The sequence below is a fragment of the Mycobacterium sp. E2989 genome (assembly GCF_001667595.1).
Classification (GTDB): Bacteria; Actinomycetota; Actinomycetes; order Mycobacteriales; family Mycobacteriaceae; genus Mycobacterium.
Genome location: NZ_LZJX01000030.1, coordinates 70,973 through 87,138, shown reverse-complemented (window position 1 = coordinate 87,138; position 16,166 = coordinate 70,973). Strand labels below are relative to the sequence as shown.

The 16,166-nt window shown below is 68.3% G+C and carries 10 protein-coding genes and 2 pseudogenes; 8 read left to right on the top strand and 4 right to left on the bottom strand.

Annotated elements, in window-relative coordinates:
- Positions 1-8: 8 nt before the first annotated feature.
- Together A5680_RS07450 and A5680_RS07445 are read right to left on the bottom strand one after the other, a co-directional pair.
- The gene (locus A5680_RS07450) at positions 9-860 is read right to left on the bottom strand and encodes a CbiQ family ECF transporter T component (RefSeq protein WP_055404694.1); all 852 of its coding nucleotides are present in this window, start codon (positions 858-860) and stop codon (positions 9-11) included.
- Complete coding sequence (locus A5680_RS07445; RefSeq protein WP_369827622.1) at positions 857-2,905, bottom strand: ATP-binding cassette domain-containing protein; 2,049 nt, start codon at positions 2,903-2,905, stop codon at positions 857-859. The genes A5680_RS07450 and A5680_RS07445 overlap by 4 nt, the downstream gene beginning before the upstream one ends.
- A 116-nt stretch (positions 2,906-3,021) precedes the next feature.
- On the opposite strand from A5680_RS07445, the gene A5680_RS07440 reads away from it, so the two are divergent.
- Both A5680_RS07440 and A5680_RS07435 read left to right on the top strand, forming a co-directional pair.
- Positions 3,022-3,495, top strand: a complete 474-nt coding sequence (locus A5680_RS07440; RefSeq protein ID WP_067817766.1) for a MarR family winged helix-turn-helix transcriptional regulator — start codon at positions 3,022-3,024, stop codon at positions 3,493-3,495.
- A gap of 82 nt (positions 3,496-3,577) precedes the next feature.
- Complete coding sequence (locus tag A5680_RS07435; RefSeq protein ID WP_067817763.1) at positions 3,578-5,935, top strand: ATP-binding cassette domain-containing protein; 2,358 nt, start codon at positions 3,578-3,580, stop codon at positions 5,933-5,935.
- Here A5680_RS07435 and A5680_RS07430 read toward each other — a convergent pair.
- A complete protein-coding gene (locus A5680_RS07430) occupies positions 5,911-7,029 on the bottom strand; it encodes an esterase-like activity of phytase family protein (protein WP_067817760.1) in 1,119 nt (372 codons plus the stop codon). The genes A5680_RS07435 and A5680_RS07430 overlap by 25 nt on opposite strands.
- Before the next feature lie 135 nt (positions 7,030-7,164).
- Here A5680_RS07430 and A5680_RS07425 point away from each other — a divergent pair, with 135 nt between their 5' ends.
- A complete protein-coding gene (locus tag A5680_RS07425) occupies positions 7,165-9,117 on the top strand; it encodes an acyl-CoA dehydrogenase (protein ID WP_055404689.1) in 1,953 nt (650 codons plus the stop codon).
- A gap of 8 nt (positions 9,118-9,125) precedes the next feature.
- Here the strand turns inward: A5680_RS07425 and A5680_RS07420 are convergent, their stop codons facing one another.
- On the bottom strand, positions 9,126-9,593 hold the full coding sequence (locus A5680_RS07420; protein WP_067817858.1) for an LppP/LprE family lipoprotein: 468 nt from the start codon (positions 9,591-9,593) through the stop codon (positions 9,126-9,128).
- 310 nt (positions 9,594-9,903) lie between these two features.
- On the opposite strand from A5680_RS07420, the pseudogene A5680_RS26445 reads away from it, so the two are divergent.
- The 5 genes and pseudogenes from A5680_RS26445 to A5680_RS07405 form a co-directional block, all read left to right on the top strand.
- Positions 9,904-10,074 (top strand): annotated as a pseudogene (locus A5680_RS26445) (hypothetical protein); the annotation flags it as partial.
- 33 nt (positions 10,075-10,107) lie between these two features.
- A pseudogene (locus A5680_RS26205) lies at positions 10,108-11,376 on the top strand (molybdopterin-dependent oxidoreductase); the annotation flags it as partial.
- Positions 11,356-14,100 (top strand): molybdopterin dinucleotide binding domain-containing protein, encoded by a 2,745-nt coding sequence (locus A5680_RS26200; protein WP_369827625.1) that lies wholly within the window; start codon positions 11,356-11,358, stop codon positions 14,098-14,100. The pseudogene A5680_RS26205 and the gene A5680_RS26200, both read left to right, overlap by 21 nt.
- 110 nt (positions 14,101-14,210) lie before the next feature.
- The gene (locus A5680_RS07410) at positions 14,211-14,519 is read left to right on the top strand and encodes a hypothetical protein (RefSeq protein WP_156675025.1); all 309 of its coding nucleotides are present in this window, start codon (positions 14,211-14,213) and stop codon (positions 14,517-14,519) included.
- Between the two features lie 279 nt (positions 14,520-14,798).
- A complete protein-coding gene (locus tag A5680_RS07405) occupies positions 14,799-16,166 on the top strand; it encodes an MBL fold metallo-hydrolase (RefSeq protein WP_067817755.1) in 1,368 nt (455 codons plus the stop codon).

The window sequence follows — 16,166 nt, the reverse complement described above, 5'->3', positions numbered from 1 at the left end:
GCGACGGGCTAGCGAGTGAGGTGGAATATGGTCTCGATCGCCACCGCCGCGGCGCTGACCGCGATGGTCACCGCGAGCGTGGCCCAGTCCCCCAGTTTCGGCCGCGCCGGAGCGGCCGAGAGTTGACCGATGCCGCCGCGAGCGGTGATCGCGTCGCCCATCTCATCGGCGCGGCGCAGCGTCACGACGATGGCGGCGGCCACCAAATCGATCGAGTTGCCCGCCGTCTGCCGCACCCGCGCCTTGCGCGTCGGCGGCATGTGGTTGGGCCGCAACCGCCGGGCGGCGTAGAGCACCTGGAACTCGTCGATCAGCAGTGGGAAGGCGCGCAGCGCCAGAGCCAGGGCCACCGCCCACTCGTCAACGGGAATCCGCATCCACTTGAAGGGCCGGCCCAAAACCGCCAAGGCCGGCGCGATTTCGGCGACATTGGTGGTCCACGAAACCATCGCGCCCAGGCCGAGCAACACGATGGACAGTGCGGTGATCCGCAAGAAATTCAACGCCCCGCCCAGCCACACATGGACCCCGCCGATCGACACCATTGGGCTGCCACCGGCCAGCGCGGCGGTCACAAAACCCAGCGCCATGAGGATCCACAGCCACCGCGGAATCGACGGCAGCGCACCGCGGGGGATGTGACCGATCCAGACGGCCGCCGCCACGAGCGCCGCCACCGACCCGATCGTCACCCAACCCGGATACAGGGTCAGCAACACCGAAACCCCAAATACCACCAGGAGTTTGGTGCCGGCCCACAGGTCATGAATGGCCGACCCGCCGGGCACGGGAACCAACAGCACCACCGGGCGAGAAGTGCGCCGCTTCTGCGCCGGCGCGGAGGCGGAGGTCGTTGTCACGCCACACCCCCGGCCGCGGCGGGGGCCGACACCGCCTGCAACGCCCCGTTCTGCAGGTGCAGGGTCCGGGTGCACACGGCTTCCAAGCCGACGAAGTCGTGCGAGATGACGACCACGGTCAGATCCCGGTAGCGGCGCAGATCGGCCAGCAGGCGCAGCAGCCCCCGCTGGCTGTCGACGTCCAGCCCCGCCAGCGGCTCGTCGAGGATCAACACCCGAGGCGAACACGCCAGCAGCCCGGCCAGCACCACCCGCCGCATCTGGCCGCCGCTGAGCTGGTCGATGCGCCGCTTGGCCATCGCGGGCTCCAGTCCGACCGCGCCCAGGGCGGCGGCCACGCGGCGTTTGTCATGATGCGAAAAGCCGGCCACCGAGGCAACTTCCAGCCCCACGTGGCTGCGCATCAGCTGGAGCCTCGCCGTCTGAAACGACAGCGCCACCGCGCCGACGTGATCGCGGATGGGCTCGCCGTCGATCAGGCAGGCACCGACGGTGGGGACCGTCAGACCGGCCATCACCCACGCCAGCGTCGACTTGCCGGAGCCGTTGCCGCCGTGAATCAAAATCCCGTCGCCCTGTTCGACGACGAAGCTGATATCGCGCAGCGCGGTCTTGGCCCACGGCGTGCCGGTGTTGTATTCGTGTGCCACGCCCACGATTTCGAGCACCGGCTTGGTGGTGCGGCGCCCGGCGTTGATGCCCGGCGACGGGGGCGGAGCCGTTTCGACCAGGCCGGTGTTGTCGGGGGAATCGCTGAGGTTGATCGTCCGGTCGGCCGACGCGGCCTCGTTGTCGAAGTGCGTGATGTGCACCAGGGCGGTGCGATGCCGATCGGGAAGGCCCGACAGCACTTTCAACAGGACGTCACGGCCCTCTTGGTCGATCATGCTGGTGAACTCGTCAGCGATCAGCAGCGCGGGTTCCCGGGCCAGCGCCGCGGCCAGCGCGAGGCGCTGCAGTTCCCCGCCGGACAGGCCGCCGGTATCGCGCTCGGCGAAACCCTCCAGGCCCACTTCGCGCAACAAGCGGTCGGTATCGACCTCGGTGCCCGGCGGCAGCCCCCACACCACGTCGTCGGCCACCCTGGTGCCCAACACCTGACTCTGCGGGTGCTGCAGAACGAGCGCCGTGCCGCCCAGCCTGCCCAGCCCCACCGCGCCCGGGCGCTGCACCGAACCCGACGTCGGTTCCTGGCCCGCCAGGATCAGCGTCAGCGTCGTCTTCCCGGACCCGTTGGCGCCGATGACGGCAACGTGTTCGCCGACCTGAAGTTCCAGGCTGACCTCACGCAGCGCGTCTTGCTTGGCGTGGGGGTACCGGAAGCGCACGTGGTCCAATCGCACCGGCACGGGACCGATCGCGGCGTCGGGGGCCTCATCCGGGGCATCGAGCTTGTGCACGTCCGGAACGTTGCCCATCCGATTCAGCAAGCGGGAAAGTGCCCACCAACCGATCAACGACGAGAACACCACCCCGTAGGTGACATACGCGAGCATCAGCCAGTGCCAGTGATGCAGCCCGAATTCGAAGCACCGCTTCACGTCGGCACCGAGCCACTGCAGGTCCACCCGGTTCAGGAAGGCGACGACACCGTCGACGTTGGCCGCCATCACCTCAAAAATCAGGTGGCGCAGCCGGTTCAGCACCATCAACGCGCCGACGGTCGCGGCGGCGACGGCGAGGCCGGCGATCAAGGACAAGGCGATCACCGTCGGGGTGCCCCGGCCCCTGCGCTTGACCCATCCGGTCAACCCGCCGATGTATGCGCAGTTGGCGACGGCGATGAAACTGCCCAGCCCGGAGATGAGGAACGCGATCATGCCGGCAGCAAACGTCGCGGCGAGCAACACCCGAAGCCGGTAGCGGTACGTCAGCAGCCCCATCGGAACCGTGCCCAGCAGCGCCAATCCCTGTGCGAACGGGACCACCCCCGCGATGATGGCGATGGCCGCGCAGAGCGCCCCCATCACCGAGGCCTGCGCCAATTCGGCCGGCTGTAGAGGTCCACCCCGATGGCGCGACCGAACGGGGCGGCGGGCATTCACTTCACCGATTGTGCCAGGCGGCAGCGCAAAGTCGGGTCGTCCGCTCCGCGACTTCCGACCCGCCCGGCCCGGCCGCCGCTCGTCTCACATAGCAAAGCTATGGAACGATGGGTGGCATGGACAGAGTTGTCGAGACCGCAAACGTCGAGGCTCAACAGCTGGGGGCGGATCTGCTGGGCGTGGTGGCGCGGCTCAACCGGCTGGCCACCCAGCGAATCCAGATGCCGTTGCCCGCCGCGCAGGCCAGGCTGCTCGCCACGATCGAAGCCCACGGAGAGGCCCGAATCGGGGACCTCGCATCCGTTGATCACTGCTCGCAGCCGACCATGACCACGCAGGTGCGCCGGCTCGAGGACGCCGGCCTGGTCACCCGGACCGTCGACCCCGGGGACGCCCGCGCGGTCCGGATCCGGATCACCCCCCAGGGCAAGCGCATGCTCAACGCGGTGCGCGCCGACCGCGCGGCCGCGATCGAACCGCAGCTGGCGTTGCTCGAGCCAAGGGACCGCCAGGTGCTCACCGACGCGGTGGAGGTGCTGCGGCGGCTGCTCGAGAACGCGTCGCCGGCGGGCCGGCGCAACGCGCCCTGACAAGCACGCCCCCGGTGCATGGACGGCGGCCGGCGGGTAGACACTAAGCCGAGCTGACCGGCGTGACGAAAGGTGGCGGCCAATGCGGACCGAGGGTTCCGCTTTCAGAGCCTCCCCGTTGACCGTATGGGTCGGGTCGATGAGGTTCGATTTCGCGCCCGGCCGCGACGTGATCGTCGGCTACGGACCGGGCTGCGACATCGCGCTCGAGCGCCTCGGCCCGGTCGCCTCGCCGCCGCCCGCGCCCCGCCCGGAGGTGGTGCTGCGATTCGCCGGCGCCCACTGGGTGGCCATCGACCTGAGCCACAACGGCATCTTCGTCGACGGAGCGCGGGCGTCCACGGTGACCATTCGCGACGGCCAGGCGATCGGCATCGGTGATCCGCAGCGCGGTCCCCGGCTGACGTTCCAACTCGGTCAGCCCGCCGGCCCGCCCGGCCAAGCGCCGCGCCCGGCGCCCCGGCCCGCCGCCGCTTATCCCCCGCCGCCCCGTCCGGTCGCGCCGCACGATCCGGGTCCGCCGGCTCCGACCCAGCGCGACACCCAGCGCATGCCCGCGCTCGCGCAGCAACCGCCGGCGCCCGAGCGCCCGGCCCAGCCGGACCCGGCGCCGCCCATTCCGCCACCCGCCGCGGCGGAGGCGCCGGCGAAGGGTCCGAGCTTGATCGAGCGGATGGTCACCTCCAAGCTGCGCGTCCCGGGACCGTCTCCGCGCACCGCGGAACCGAACGCCACCTATCGCCTGCCGCTGGACGCCGAGGCCCGCACCGTCGGGGTGACCGCATACCAGCTCGGGCTCGCCGTGGACGGGCGCGAGACGCTGTCGGGCATCTCGTTCGCGGCTCGCCCGGGCATCTTCACTGCCGTGGTCGGGCCGTCGGCCGCGCGCAATTCCGCGCTGCTCGGGCTGCTCACCGGCACCAGGCAGCCCAGCTCGGGGCTCGTCGCCGTCGACGGCCACGACGTCCACGCCGAGCCGGAGTCCATGCGCGCCCGCATCGGCATCGTGTCGCCCGACGACCGGGTGCACCGGCAGCTCACGGTCGAACGGGCCCTGAGGTACGCCGCCGAAATGCGCCTGCCCCAGGATGTCTCGTCCGAGCAACGCGACCGCGTGGTCGGCCAAGTGCTCGAGGAACTCGAGCTGACGCCGCACCGGACCACCCGGATCGCCAAACTCTCGCCCGAGTTGCGCCGGTGCGCCGCGCTGGCGGTCGAGCTCGTCACCCGGCCGACGCTGCTCGTGGTCGACCAGCCGGGCGCCGGTCTCGATGCGGAGCAACAGCGTCACGTGATGGCGATGCTGCGACGCCAGGCCGACATCGGCTGCGTGGTCGTGGCCGCCGTCTCGCCGCCGACGTCCTTGGCGGATCTCGACCTGTGCGATCAGGTGCTGGTGCTCACCTCGGCCGGTGCGACGGCATTCCTCGGGCCACCCGCCCAAGTCGAATCCGCGTTCGGCACCGCCGACTGGTCGGCGGTGCTCGCGCGGGTGAGCGCCGACCCCGAGGGGGCGCACCGCGCCTTTCGCGCCCGGCCACCGGAGCCGGCGCTGGCGGGCCCGCCCGAGGTCGCCGCGCCGTCGCCCGCCCCGGCCAAGGCCCCCACGAAACGGCAAATCCGGCTGCTGGCCCGCCGCGACGCCCGGCTGCTGTTCGCCGACCGCCTGTATTTCGTCTTCTTGGCGATTCTGCCGTTCGCGCTGGCGGGCCTGACCCTGCTGATCCCCGGCGATGCCGGCCTGGCCCGGCCCAAAGCCGGCGGCGGCCACCCGCACGAAGCCCTCGAGATTCTGGCCGCCCTCAACGTCGCCGCGGTGATCATCGGCACCGCGCTGACCATCCGCGCCGTCGTGCGCGAGCATCGCATCTTCCGGCGCGAGCAGGCTCTCGGCACGTCGACCGTGGCCTACCTGGCCGCCAAGATCCTGGTCCGCGGCCTGGCCGCGGCCATCCTGACGGCCATCCTGTTCGCCCTCGTCGTCGCCGAGAAGGGCGCCCCCGGCGGCGGGGCCGCGTTGCTGCGCAACGCCACGGTCGAGCTCTACGTCAGCGTCGCGGTGACGGCCATCGTGTACGCGGTGATCGGGCTCGCGCTGTCGACACTGGGCAAGTCGCTCCGCGAAGTCCTGCCGCTGGTGCTGCCGGTGATCCTGGCCTCCGCGCTGCTCAACGGCAGCCTGGTTCAGCTGGCGAGTAAGTGGGGCCTGCAACAGATTTCCTGGTTCGTTCCCGCCCAATGGGGCTTCGCCGCGTCGGCTTCCACGGTCAACCTGCGCAGGGTTGACCCGCTGGCCGCCAACTCCGAGGTGTGGACCCACTACAGCGGGTGGTGGGTGTTCGACATGACGATGCTCGTGCTGTTCGGCGTCGCGGCGGCCGGCTTTGCGCTCTACCGGCTGCGGCCCCGGGATCATCACATCGCGAGCAACAGAAACTGAGTGATCTGGCTCGGTGAAAAATTGTTGTCGCTGACCAGCACCACCGACTGGCGACCGTCGGGCAGCTTCGGTCCCAGCGTGATGCCCTCGACATTGTCCAGCGGCGAAAGCCCCGGTGTGGCCGACAGGTCCAGCGCGAGCGTCTTACTCATCGGGGTGACGGCGGCGTCCTGCATCGACGGGATGGCCGAAACGTCGGTCGCGGCGCCGATCTCGGCCCGGTAGATCCGCACGGTCGGCGGGGTGGCCGCGGCGCGTTCGATCACCAGAAACGTGGTGTCCGACAGCGCGACCAGATCGGAGACGCCGTTGAGTTCGGCGGGCGGGACGGGCGGCTCCATCGGGTAGGCGTACTGGGCGGTGGGCGTGCCGGTGGCGACGTCGAACTTGGTGATCCGGGTGAGCACGCGGTGACCGTCGCCCCCGGTCGGGCCGTCGTTGTAACCCGGGTCCTCCATCGCCGCGAACAACGTGCGGCCGTCGGGCGTCAGCGCCAGGCCCTCCAGCGCCTTGTCCCGGCGCGGGCCCTTGTTCTGCGCGGACATCGCCAGGTTGGCCGGCAAGGTGAACTCGCCGAGATAGGCACCGTCGAGCGCGGCGGTCCGGATCCAGGGGTCGAGCAACACCGGCCCGTCCGTGAGCCGCTCGCCCTCGGAGGACCAGTACAGCCGCTGTCGCGCCGGGTCGAACGCGATGCCCTCGGGATCGGGCGGGACGACCGGTGGCGCGGCATCCAACGTGAGCGGCCGGAACGGCTGACCGGAACGGTCCAGCAGGGGGTGGGTGCCGGTGAAGGTGACCCTGTCAATTCCCCTGTCCGACAGGGACAACTGCACGGTGTAGAACCGGGCGGGGTTCTTCTTCGAGCGGTCGTCGCTGATGACGTAGTAGAGCTGGCGGCCGGGGTCATAGCTCAGCGCCGACAGCCCGCCGATGATCGTTCCGTCGAAGGCCTCATCGAACGGAACCTGCGCCTGACCGATATAGGTCAGCATCGGCCGCGGTGATGCCGCCGGGGCGGGCGGGTGCGCCGGCGCGCAGCCGGCGAGCGTCAGGGCGAGTAACGCGCACGCCGCGCGAAGGCGAAGACCCATACCGGAGAAGGTATCGCCGCGCCCGCGCTCGCGGCGAAAACGGCGCGCGACCACGCACCGGATGCGCTGGGCGTGAAGGCCAATTGGCATCAGGTCGTTATTCCCGCCGTGCGAAGCGCAGGATACGGTCGGGTTATGGCGTCAGACACCACCACCATTGCCGACCAGCTCCGCAACGCCCTCGACGGGCGTTGGCGTGACACCAGGAACCAGCTGCGCTCCACCATGAGCGAGGACCTCTTCCGGCCGCACTACACACCGAACACGGTGATCGCGCGCACCAAGGTGGCCGAGCAGATGAGGATCATGGCCGCGTTCGGTGCGGCCGCCGACAACTTCCGCAAGGAGCACGGCGGCACCGGCGACATCGGCGCCGCGATCACGATGATCGAGATGCTCGCGATGTCGGATCTGTCGCTGATGGTCAAGGCCGGGGTTCAGTGGGGCCTGTTCGGCGGCGCCGTCGAAAACCTGGGCACCGAGCGCCACCACGAGGCGTACGTGAAGAAGATCATCAGCCTGGAGCTGCGGGGCTGCTTCGCGATGACGGAGACGGGGCACGGCAGCGACGTTCAGTCGCTGGAGACCACCGCGACCTACGACCCCGCGACGGAGGAGTTCATCATCCACTCCCCCACGCCGACCGCCCGAAAGGACTACATCGGCGGGGCGGCCGAAACGGCCACCATGGCAGCGGTATTCGCGCAACTGATCACGACCGAGGACGGCAAGCCCGTCCAGCACGGCGTTCACTGCCTGATGGTGCCGATCCGCGACGCCGACGGCAACGACCTGCCCGGGGTGACGACGTCGGACTGTGAATACAAGGGCGGCCTGCCCGGCGTGGACAACGGGCGCATCGTGTTCGACCACGTGCGCGTGCCCCGCGTGAACCTGCTCAACAAGTACGGCGATGTGGCGCCGGACGGCACCTACAGCTCGCCGATCGAGAACCCGAACCGCCGGTTCTTCACCATGCTGGGCACGCTGGTCCGTGGGCGGATCACGGTCGGTGGCAGCGCGGGCGCCGCCGCCCGCGTCGCGCTCGACATCGCCACACGATACGCCTTGCAGCGCAAGCAATTCAGCGCGCCCGACGACGAGTCCGAGGTGCTGATCATGGACTACCTGGTGCATCAGCGCCGGCTGTTTCCCTTGATCGCGAAGTCATACGCGTTGCAGTTCGCCCAGAACGAACTGGTCAGCAAGTGCCACGACATTCAGACCGCGGACGCGGTCGACGCCGACGAGCAGCGCGAGCTGGAATCGCGCGCCGCCGGACTGAAGGCGGCCAACACCTGGCACGCGTCCCGGGCGATCCAAGAGGCGCGCGAGGCGTGCGGCGGCGCGGGCTACATGGCCGAGAACCGGCTGATCGCCCTGCGCGGGGACACCGACGTGTTCACCACGTTCGAAGGCGACAACCACGTGCTGACGCAGTTGGTGGCCAAGGAACTGCTGACGGCCTACGCCGATGACATCCGCAGCATGAGCCCGGTCGAGTGGGTGCGCTTCGCCGCCAACACCGTTGGTGAGCGCGTCGTCAAACGCACTGCGGCGGAAGCGATTATCCAAACGATTGTGGACGCCCGACAGGACAGCGAGGAAGAGGGCAGCCTGTTCAACCGCGGCACCCAGATCAAGATGTTCGAGGATCGCGAGGAATATCTGCTGGCGTCGGTCGCGCGGCGGCTGCAGGCCAAGTCCAAGGAGATGTCGGAATTCGACGCGTTCAACTCGGTGCAGGATCACGTGCTGCACGCCGCGGGCGCGCACATCGACCGCGTGGTGCTCGAAGCGTTCGTCGCCGGCATCGACGCGTGTCCCCACGAGGAAACCCGGGAATTGCTAGGGGTTTTGTGCGATCTGTATGCGCTGTCGGTCATCGAGGACGACAAGGCGTGGTACATCGAACATCGGTACCTGTCCACCGAGCGGGCCAAAGCCGTCACCCGCGGCATCAACGATCGGTGCCGCGCGCTGCGGCCGCACGCGCAAACGCTGGTCGACGGCTTCGGAATTCCGGAGCAGCTGCGTTACGCCGAGATGCTGCACCCGGAGAACTTGACCGAGTCGGTCACCAGCTGACGTAACGGTCATTGATTCGGGATCTTGCCGAGCGGCTTTAGCTTGCCGTCGGGGCCGATCTCGAATTTCACCGTACCGATCCCGGTGGGGCAGCACGGCTGATCGTTGCCCTTCAACCATTGGTACTGAACGGTGATGGCGTCATCGGAGGGCGGCAACACGGTGATGTACGGCTTGGGATTTGGAGTGGGTGTGCCCAGTGCCGTGTTGTGATCGAAGAACAGCAACTGCTGGCCGGTGGTTTCGCTCGCGATGGTCGGGATGATCTGCACCCAGTACAGGCGGCACTTCTTCGCATGTCCCCGAGCGATTTCCACCCACATGGTGCCGGGGATTGTGATGGGCACCGACGCGATCGCCCGCTGCACGGTGTCGGGCGTCGGCCCGTCGGAGTCCTTGCACTTGTCCGGTGGAGCCGCCGGCGTGGCGGGTTGCTTCCCGCCGCAACCGGCGGCCAGCAGAATCAGCGCAATCACAATCAGCTGACGCACTCGGTGAGCTTAGCGAAGGCTGTGAATGTGCCGTTTGTTTGGTTCCAGACGCCGTTCTGGCGGGCGTCGCGCGGGGGCGCCCGGGTAGCCTAAAGCGGGCCGACGGGTCGACGACGACCCGCGCTGAGCAGGGCATTTGTGGCTTTCTTCAGAGTTCACGCACGCGCTTCGTCCGGTGAGAGGAAGCCGTTAAGCGGGGGAAACTCCGGATACCAAGTGCCGAAACATCAACGTCGCACCATTTCACGTAGGCCCGTTGCGCTCAAAGGAAGGGAAGTGCGTGACCAGGGAGTCCATGGCGTCCATCGACGATGCCGTGAACACCGTGTGCGCGTACTGCGGCGTCGGTTGTGGGATGGTGTTGCAGGTCACAACCGATCCCGAGAGCGGCCGGCGTCACATCACCAAGTCGGTTGGGAACAAAGAACATCCGGCCAACTTCGGCCGGCTGTGCACCAAGGGTGCCACCACTTCGGACCTGCTCAGCGCGCCGGGGCGGATGGAATCGGCATACGTTCGCGCCGATCGTGGCGAGCCCATCGAGGCCGTCGAGATGGACCGCGCGATCACGGCTTGTGCGAACCGGTTACGCGCGATCATCGATGAGCACGGCCCGGATTCCTTTGCGATGTACGTGTCCGGGCAGATGTCCATCGAGGCGCAGTACCTGGCGAACAAGCTGACCAAGGGCTTCATCGGCACCAACCAGATCGAGTCGAACTCGCGGTTGTGCATGGCCAGCGCCAGTTCGGGCTACAAGCTCTCGCTGGGTGCGGACGGTCCGCCCGGCTCCTACGAAGACTTCGAGCACGCCGACGTCTTTTTCGTCATCGGCGCGAACATGGCCGACTGCCATCCCATTCTGTTCTTGCGGATGATGGAGCGCGTCAAGGCCGGGGCGAAACTGATCGTGGTGGACCCGCGCCGCACCGCCACCGCGGAAAAGGCCGACCTGTTCCTGCAGATCGCCCCCGGGTCCGATCTGGCGTTGCTCAACGGGCTGTTGCACCTGATCGTCGAGAACGGGCACACCGATCCCGAATTCATCGCCGAGTGCACCGAAGGCTGGGAGGCGATGCCGGGCTTCCTGGCGCAGTACACCCCCGACGCGGTCAGCGAAATCACCGGGGTCCCCGCGGAAGACATCCGCGCGGCGGCCGAAATGATCGGCACGGCCGACAATTTCGTGAGCTGTTGGACCATGGGTCTCAACCAGAGCACCCACGGCACCTGGAACACCAACGCCCTGTGCAACCTGCACCTGGCCACCGGCGCGATCTGCAAACCCGGCAGCGGCCCCTTCTCGCTCACCGGCCAGCCCAACGCGATGGGCGGCCGCGAAATGGGTTACCTGGGGCCGGGATTGCCCGGGCAGCGTTCGGTCCTGTCCGCGGACGACCGCGCCTTCACCGAAGACCAGTGGGGCATCCCCCGTGGCACACTGCGTGCCGAAGTCGGCAGCGGCACCGTCGACATGTTCTCCCGGCTGGCCGACGGGGAGATCAAGGCGTGCTGGATCGTCTGCACCAATCCAGTTGCCTCCGTTGCGAACCGGAGGACGGTGCTGGCCGGTCTCGAACGCGCCGAGTTGGTCGTCACCCAGGACGCGTTCCTCGACACGGAGACCAACGAATACGCTGACATCCTGCTGCCGGCGGCCCTGTGGTCGGAGGCCGAGGGGGTGATGGTCAATTCCGAGCGCAACATGACGCTGCTACAGCCGGCGATCGCGGCACCGGGCGACGCAATGCCCGACTGGCAGATCATCGCCCGGATCGCGTGCGAGATGGGCTTTTCGGACGCCTTCAGCTACAGCTGCGCCGAGGAAGTCTTCGACGAGATCAAGCGGTTCTCGAACCCGAACACCGGGTACGACCTGCGGGGGGTCAGCTACCAGCGGCTGCGCCGGGGCCCGCTGCAGTGGCCGTGCCCGCCCGGGGACACCGGTGACCGCAATCCCATTCGCTACCTCAACGACGGCGTCAGCCAGGCCCGGCTGGTCCGCGAGGACGGCAGCGCACCCCGGTTGGCGTTCCCCACCGCGAACGGTCGCGCGCAGTTCTTCGCCCGTCCGCACCTGCCGCCCGACGAAATGCCCGACGCCGACTTCCCGTTCGTGTTGAACACCGGCCGCCTGCCGCACCAGTGGCACACGATGACCAAGACCGGCAAGGTGGCCAAGCTGAACAAGCTCAACCCCGGCCCGTTCGTGGAGATCCACCCCGATGACGCCGCGCGCTTGGAGATCACCGACGGCGACGCGATCGAAATCGCCTCCCGGCGTGGCCGCGCCGTCCTGCCCGCCGCGATCAGCGACCGGGTGCGCCCCGGCAACTGCTTCGCCCCGTTCCACTGGAACGACGTCTTCGGCGAATACCTCGCCATCAACGCCGTCACCAACGATGCGGTGGACCCGATCTCGAACCAACCGGAATTCAAAGCCTGCGCCGTCGCGCTGGCGAAAGTCGTTGTCCCCGCGCCGGACCCGGGCGTCAAACCAGAGCCACCCGGCGCCGGCACACCGGATCCAGCGGTCACGGAGGTAACGGAAATCAGCGTGTCACAGGTCGATGCCCTCGCCGACTTGCTCGGCGTGGCAACGAAACCCGTGCCGGAATTCGACGAGCCCGGCCGCTCCTACCTTGCCGGGATGTTGACCGCACTTCGGTCGGACGCTGGTAGACGGACGGCCGGGGTGCCGACCCTGCCGCGCAGCGCACCCTTCGATTCCGACACCCGGCTGTGGGTGGACGGCCTGCTCGCCGGCCTTTTCTCACGCAACGATGCGCCCGGGCCAAAGCCGGCCCCGGCGGTCAAACAAGCGACGCGCAAGCCCGCCGACCGGGCACCCATCGTGCTGCTATGGGCATCACAGACCGGGAACGCCGAAGAGCTCGCCGCGGATGTCGCGGCGCGACTGCGCGAGGCCGGCTTGCCGGTGGCGCTGCACGCCATGGACGACTTCCCCGCCGCCGAATTGAGCACGACGCGGGAACTGCTGCTAATCACCAGTACGACCGGCGACGGTGAGCCCCCGGACAACGGCACCGGCTTGTGGCGCGCGTTGACGTCCGACGGGGCACCCAGGTTCACCGACACCCGGTATGCCGTGCTGGCCCTGGGCGATTCGAACTACGACAACTTCTGCGGTCACGGACGCGTCCTGGACGCCCGCCTCGCCGAGCTGGGCGCGACCCGCATCACCGCCCGCGCCGACTGTGAACCCGACTACGACGGCCCCGCGGCCAAGTGGACGGGCGACGTCATTGCGGCACTGACCCGCACACCCACGTCGGTCGGCCGCGACGGCAGAGCTCCGGCGCCGGCGCGGGCTTCCGCGGTCACCGCGCCGTCGCGGCCCGGTCAGCCGAACACCTACAGCAAGAAGCATCCGCTGATCACCGGGATGGTCCGTAACACCGTGCTGAGCCGGCCGAAGTCGGCGAAAGACGTGCGGCACTTGGTTTTCAGCCTGCCGGAAGAAGCGGTGACCTATGAGGCCGGCGACGCGCTCGGGGTGTGGCCGCGCAACAGCGACCAGTTGGTGGACGAATGGTTGTCGGTCACCGGCCTGGACGGGCAGACCCCGGTCGAGGTCGGTGAGCACGGTCTGATGTCGTTGCGCTCGGCGCTCACCGAGCGCATCGAGATCGCCCACATCAGCCGAGACCTGGTGCGGTTCGTGCAGGAGCGCACCGGCGATGCGAAACTGGCGGAGCTGCTGAAGCCGGAAAACAAACGCGCGCTGGCGGATTGGTCGTGGGGGCGGCAGTCCATCGACCTGCTGGCCGAGCTGCCGGTCTGGGCGTCGGCCCACGAGTGGTTGCGGGTCCTCAAACGCCTTCAGCCGCGGCTGTACTCGATCTCGTCGAGCCCCAAAGCGTGCCCGGGAGAGGTTCACCTGACGGTCTCACCGGTGCGCTACAACTTCCAGGGCGTCCCGCGCCGCGGGGTGTGTTCGACCTACCTCGCCGACCGCTCCCCCGGCGATCGGGTGGCCGTCTACCTGCAGTCGTCGAGCAACTTTCGGCCTCCCCGGGATTCGGAGACGCCGATGGTGATGATCGGCCCGGGCACCGGGATCGCGCCCTTCCGCGCTTTTCTGCAGGAGCGGCGGGCGCTGGGCCACACCGGAGGAAACTGGCTGTTCTTCGGTGAGCAACACGCCGCGACCGACTTCTACTACCGCGACGAGCTCGAGCAGATGCGCACCGACGGGTTCCTCACCGAGTTGGACCTCGCCTTCTCCCGCGACCAGCGGCAGAAGGTCTACGTCCAGCACCTGATGCGTCAGCGCGGCGCCCAGCTGTGGCGCTGGCTGCAGGACGGCGCGCAGCTCTACGTCTGCGGCACGGCCGACCCCATGGCCAAGGACGTCGACCGCGCGCTCTGCGATATCGCGGCCGAACACGGCAACCTCGATCCCGACGCCGCCAAGGATTACGTCCGGTCGTTGAGCGCCGACAAGCGCTATCACCGTGACGTCTACTAGACCGTCGGTGTCGCCCGACTCGTAATAATCCGGAAACATCACGCGTCTGCTGCTGAAACAACCTCGCTGCACCATTCACTCAATTGGTTGCTCCGAGGAGGGACGTAGGCGTGGCTCTGGATTTCGAGGGGCCCATCGAGGACACCGCGCGGGCCATCTGCCCGCTGCAGTGCCGGCTGCGGCGCGCCGCAGAAGACGACCAGCTCGGCGACCGGGTTGATTGGGCCGGGTTGCCGATCAACCTGGACTTCGCGTTCTCACCCCAACAGCGCGACAAGGTGTACAAGCAGCACCTGATGCGCAAACGCGGCACCCAGCTTCGGCGGCGCATGCAGGACAGGGGCCAATGGTGCGCCTGCGAATCCGCGGCCGACGGTCGACGCGGGGTGCAGGACGCCGACTCGACGCCCGGTCGGTAGTCACCTCGGGGCTCGCGGACCGGCAATAGAAATCATCGGGGTTGCAATCCGCCCCGCATCTGTTGGCCGGGTAGTTTGCCGGAACCGATCGGCACGGTTTGCGTTTCGTGGGCTGCTGAACGGCGGTTACTTCCCACCGCAGTGGACATCCCGAGTTCCTGACTGTCAACCGGTAGCCCGGGACCAAGCCGTCGCAGCTAGGCCGCGGCGGTTTGCTGGCCGTTACGTTGAAGAAGTCGGGGTCGGCGTGCGCGACAAGAGCGGTGTGGGAAATCGATGGTGGACGTGTCGGTTATCGAAACCTCGGGGTTGGGCGACCGCAGCTATCTGGTGAGCGACGGTGAGGTTGCGGTAGTCATCGACCCTCAACGGGACATCGACCGGGTGCTGGAGCTTGCCGGCGACCTGCGCATCACGCACGTGTTGGAGACCCACATCCACAACGACTACGTGACCGGCGGCCTGGCACTCGCGGAAGCGACCGGCGCCCATTACGTCCTCCCCGCCGGCGAGGATCTCAACTTTGAACACCACCCCGTCCGCGACGGCGATCGGATCGACAGCGGAGCGCTCCATCTCGAGGTTCTGTTCACCCCCGGACACACACATCACCACGTCAGCTACGCGCTCCGCGACCATTCCGGCCAGCCCGTCGGGGTGTTCACGGGAGGCTCCATGCTGTTCGGCAGCACCGGACGGACCGATCTGGCCGGTGCGGAGCACGCCGCGGAACTGGCTCGGCTGCAATACCATTCGGTCCGGCGAATCGCCGACGCACTGCCCGCGACGACGGCCGTCTACCCCACGCACGGCTTCGGCAGCTTTTGTTCGGCCGCTCCCACCGACGGCGACGAGTCCACGATCGGCGACGAGCGCCAAACGAACCCGGCGTTGACCCGGGACGAGCAGGACTACGTCGACGAGCTGCTGGCCGAACTGGCGGCCTACCCCGCGTACTACGCGCACATGGGCGTGATCAACAGGGAAGGTCCCCGGGCACCGGACCTGTCCCCTCCCCAACCGGTGGACCCCGGCGAACTACGCGCCCGCATCGACGACGGGCAATGGGTCGTCGATTTGCGCAATCGAACCGCGTTCGCGGCCGGACATCTGGCGGGCAGCTACGGGTTCGAGCTGTCCGGCTCCTTCGTCAACTACTTCGGCTGGCTTTACACCTGGGGCGCGCCGTTGACCTTGATCGGTGAGGACGCGCAACAGGTTGCCGACGCCCAGCGCGAACTGTCCCGCATCGGAATCGACCGGCTGACCGGCAGCGCCACCGGTGACATTCGCGCTCTCGCCGACGGAATTGAGCCGCGGAGCTACCGTGTCGCGGACTTCGAGGAGCTGGTCGATGCGCTCGACGATGCGCGCGTCCTGGTCCTTGATGTTCGCCAAGCCGGCGAGTTCGCCGGCGGCCACGTGCGCGACGCGATCAATATCGCCTTGCACGAACTGCCAGAACGCCTCGACGAGCTTCCGCACGAGTGCCAAGCATGGATCCACTGCGCGAGCGGCTACCGGGCATCGATCGCCGCCGCGCTCCTCGACCGCGAGCACCGTGACGTCGTGCTCGTCGACGACGACTACGGCAACGCCGAAAAGCTCGGGATAACCACCCCTGACACCGATCAGCACCGGGAGTAA

What these genes read in the sequence shown, in the direction of transcription:
- A5680_RS26200 (WP_369827625.1), top strand. Translation starts at nt 11,356, where the DNA reads ATGCCCGACTGGCAGATCATCGCCCGGATCGCGTGCGAGATGGGCTTT.
- A5680_RS07435 (WP_067817763.1), top strand. Translation starts at nt 3,578, where the DNA reads ATGCGGACCGAGGGTTCCGCTTTCAGAGCCTCCCCGTTGACCGTATGG.
- A5680_RS07440 (WP_067817766.1), top strand. Translation starts at nt 3,022, where the DNA reads ATGGACAGAGTTGTCGAGACCGCAAACGTCGAGGCTCAACAGCTGGGG.
- A5680_RS07425 (WP_055404689.1), top strand. Translation starts at nt 7,165, where the DNA reads ATGGCGTCAGACACCACCACCATTGCCGACCAGCTCCGCAACGCCCTC.
- A5680_RS07430 (WP_067817760.1), bottom strand. Translation starts at nt 7,029, where the DNA reads ATGGGTCTTCGCCTTCGCGCGGCGTGCGCGTTACTCGCCCTGACGCTC.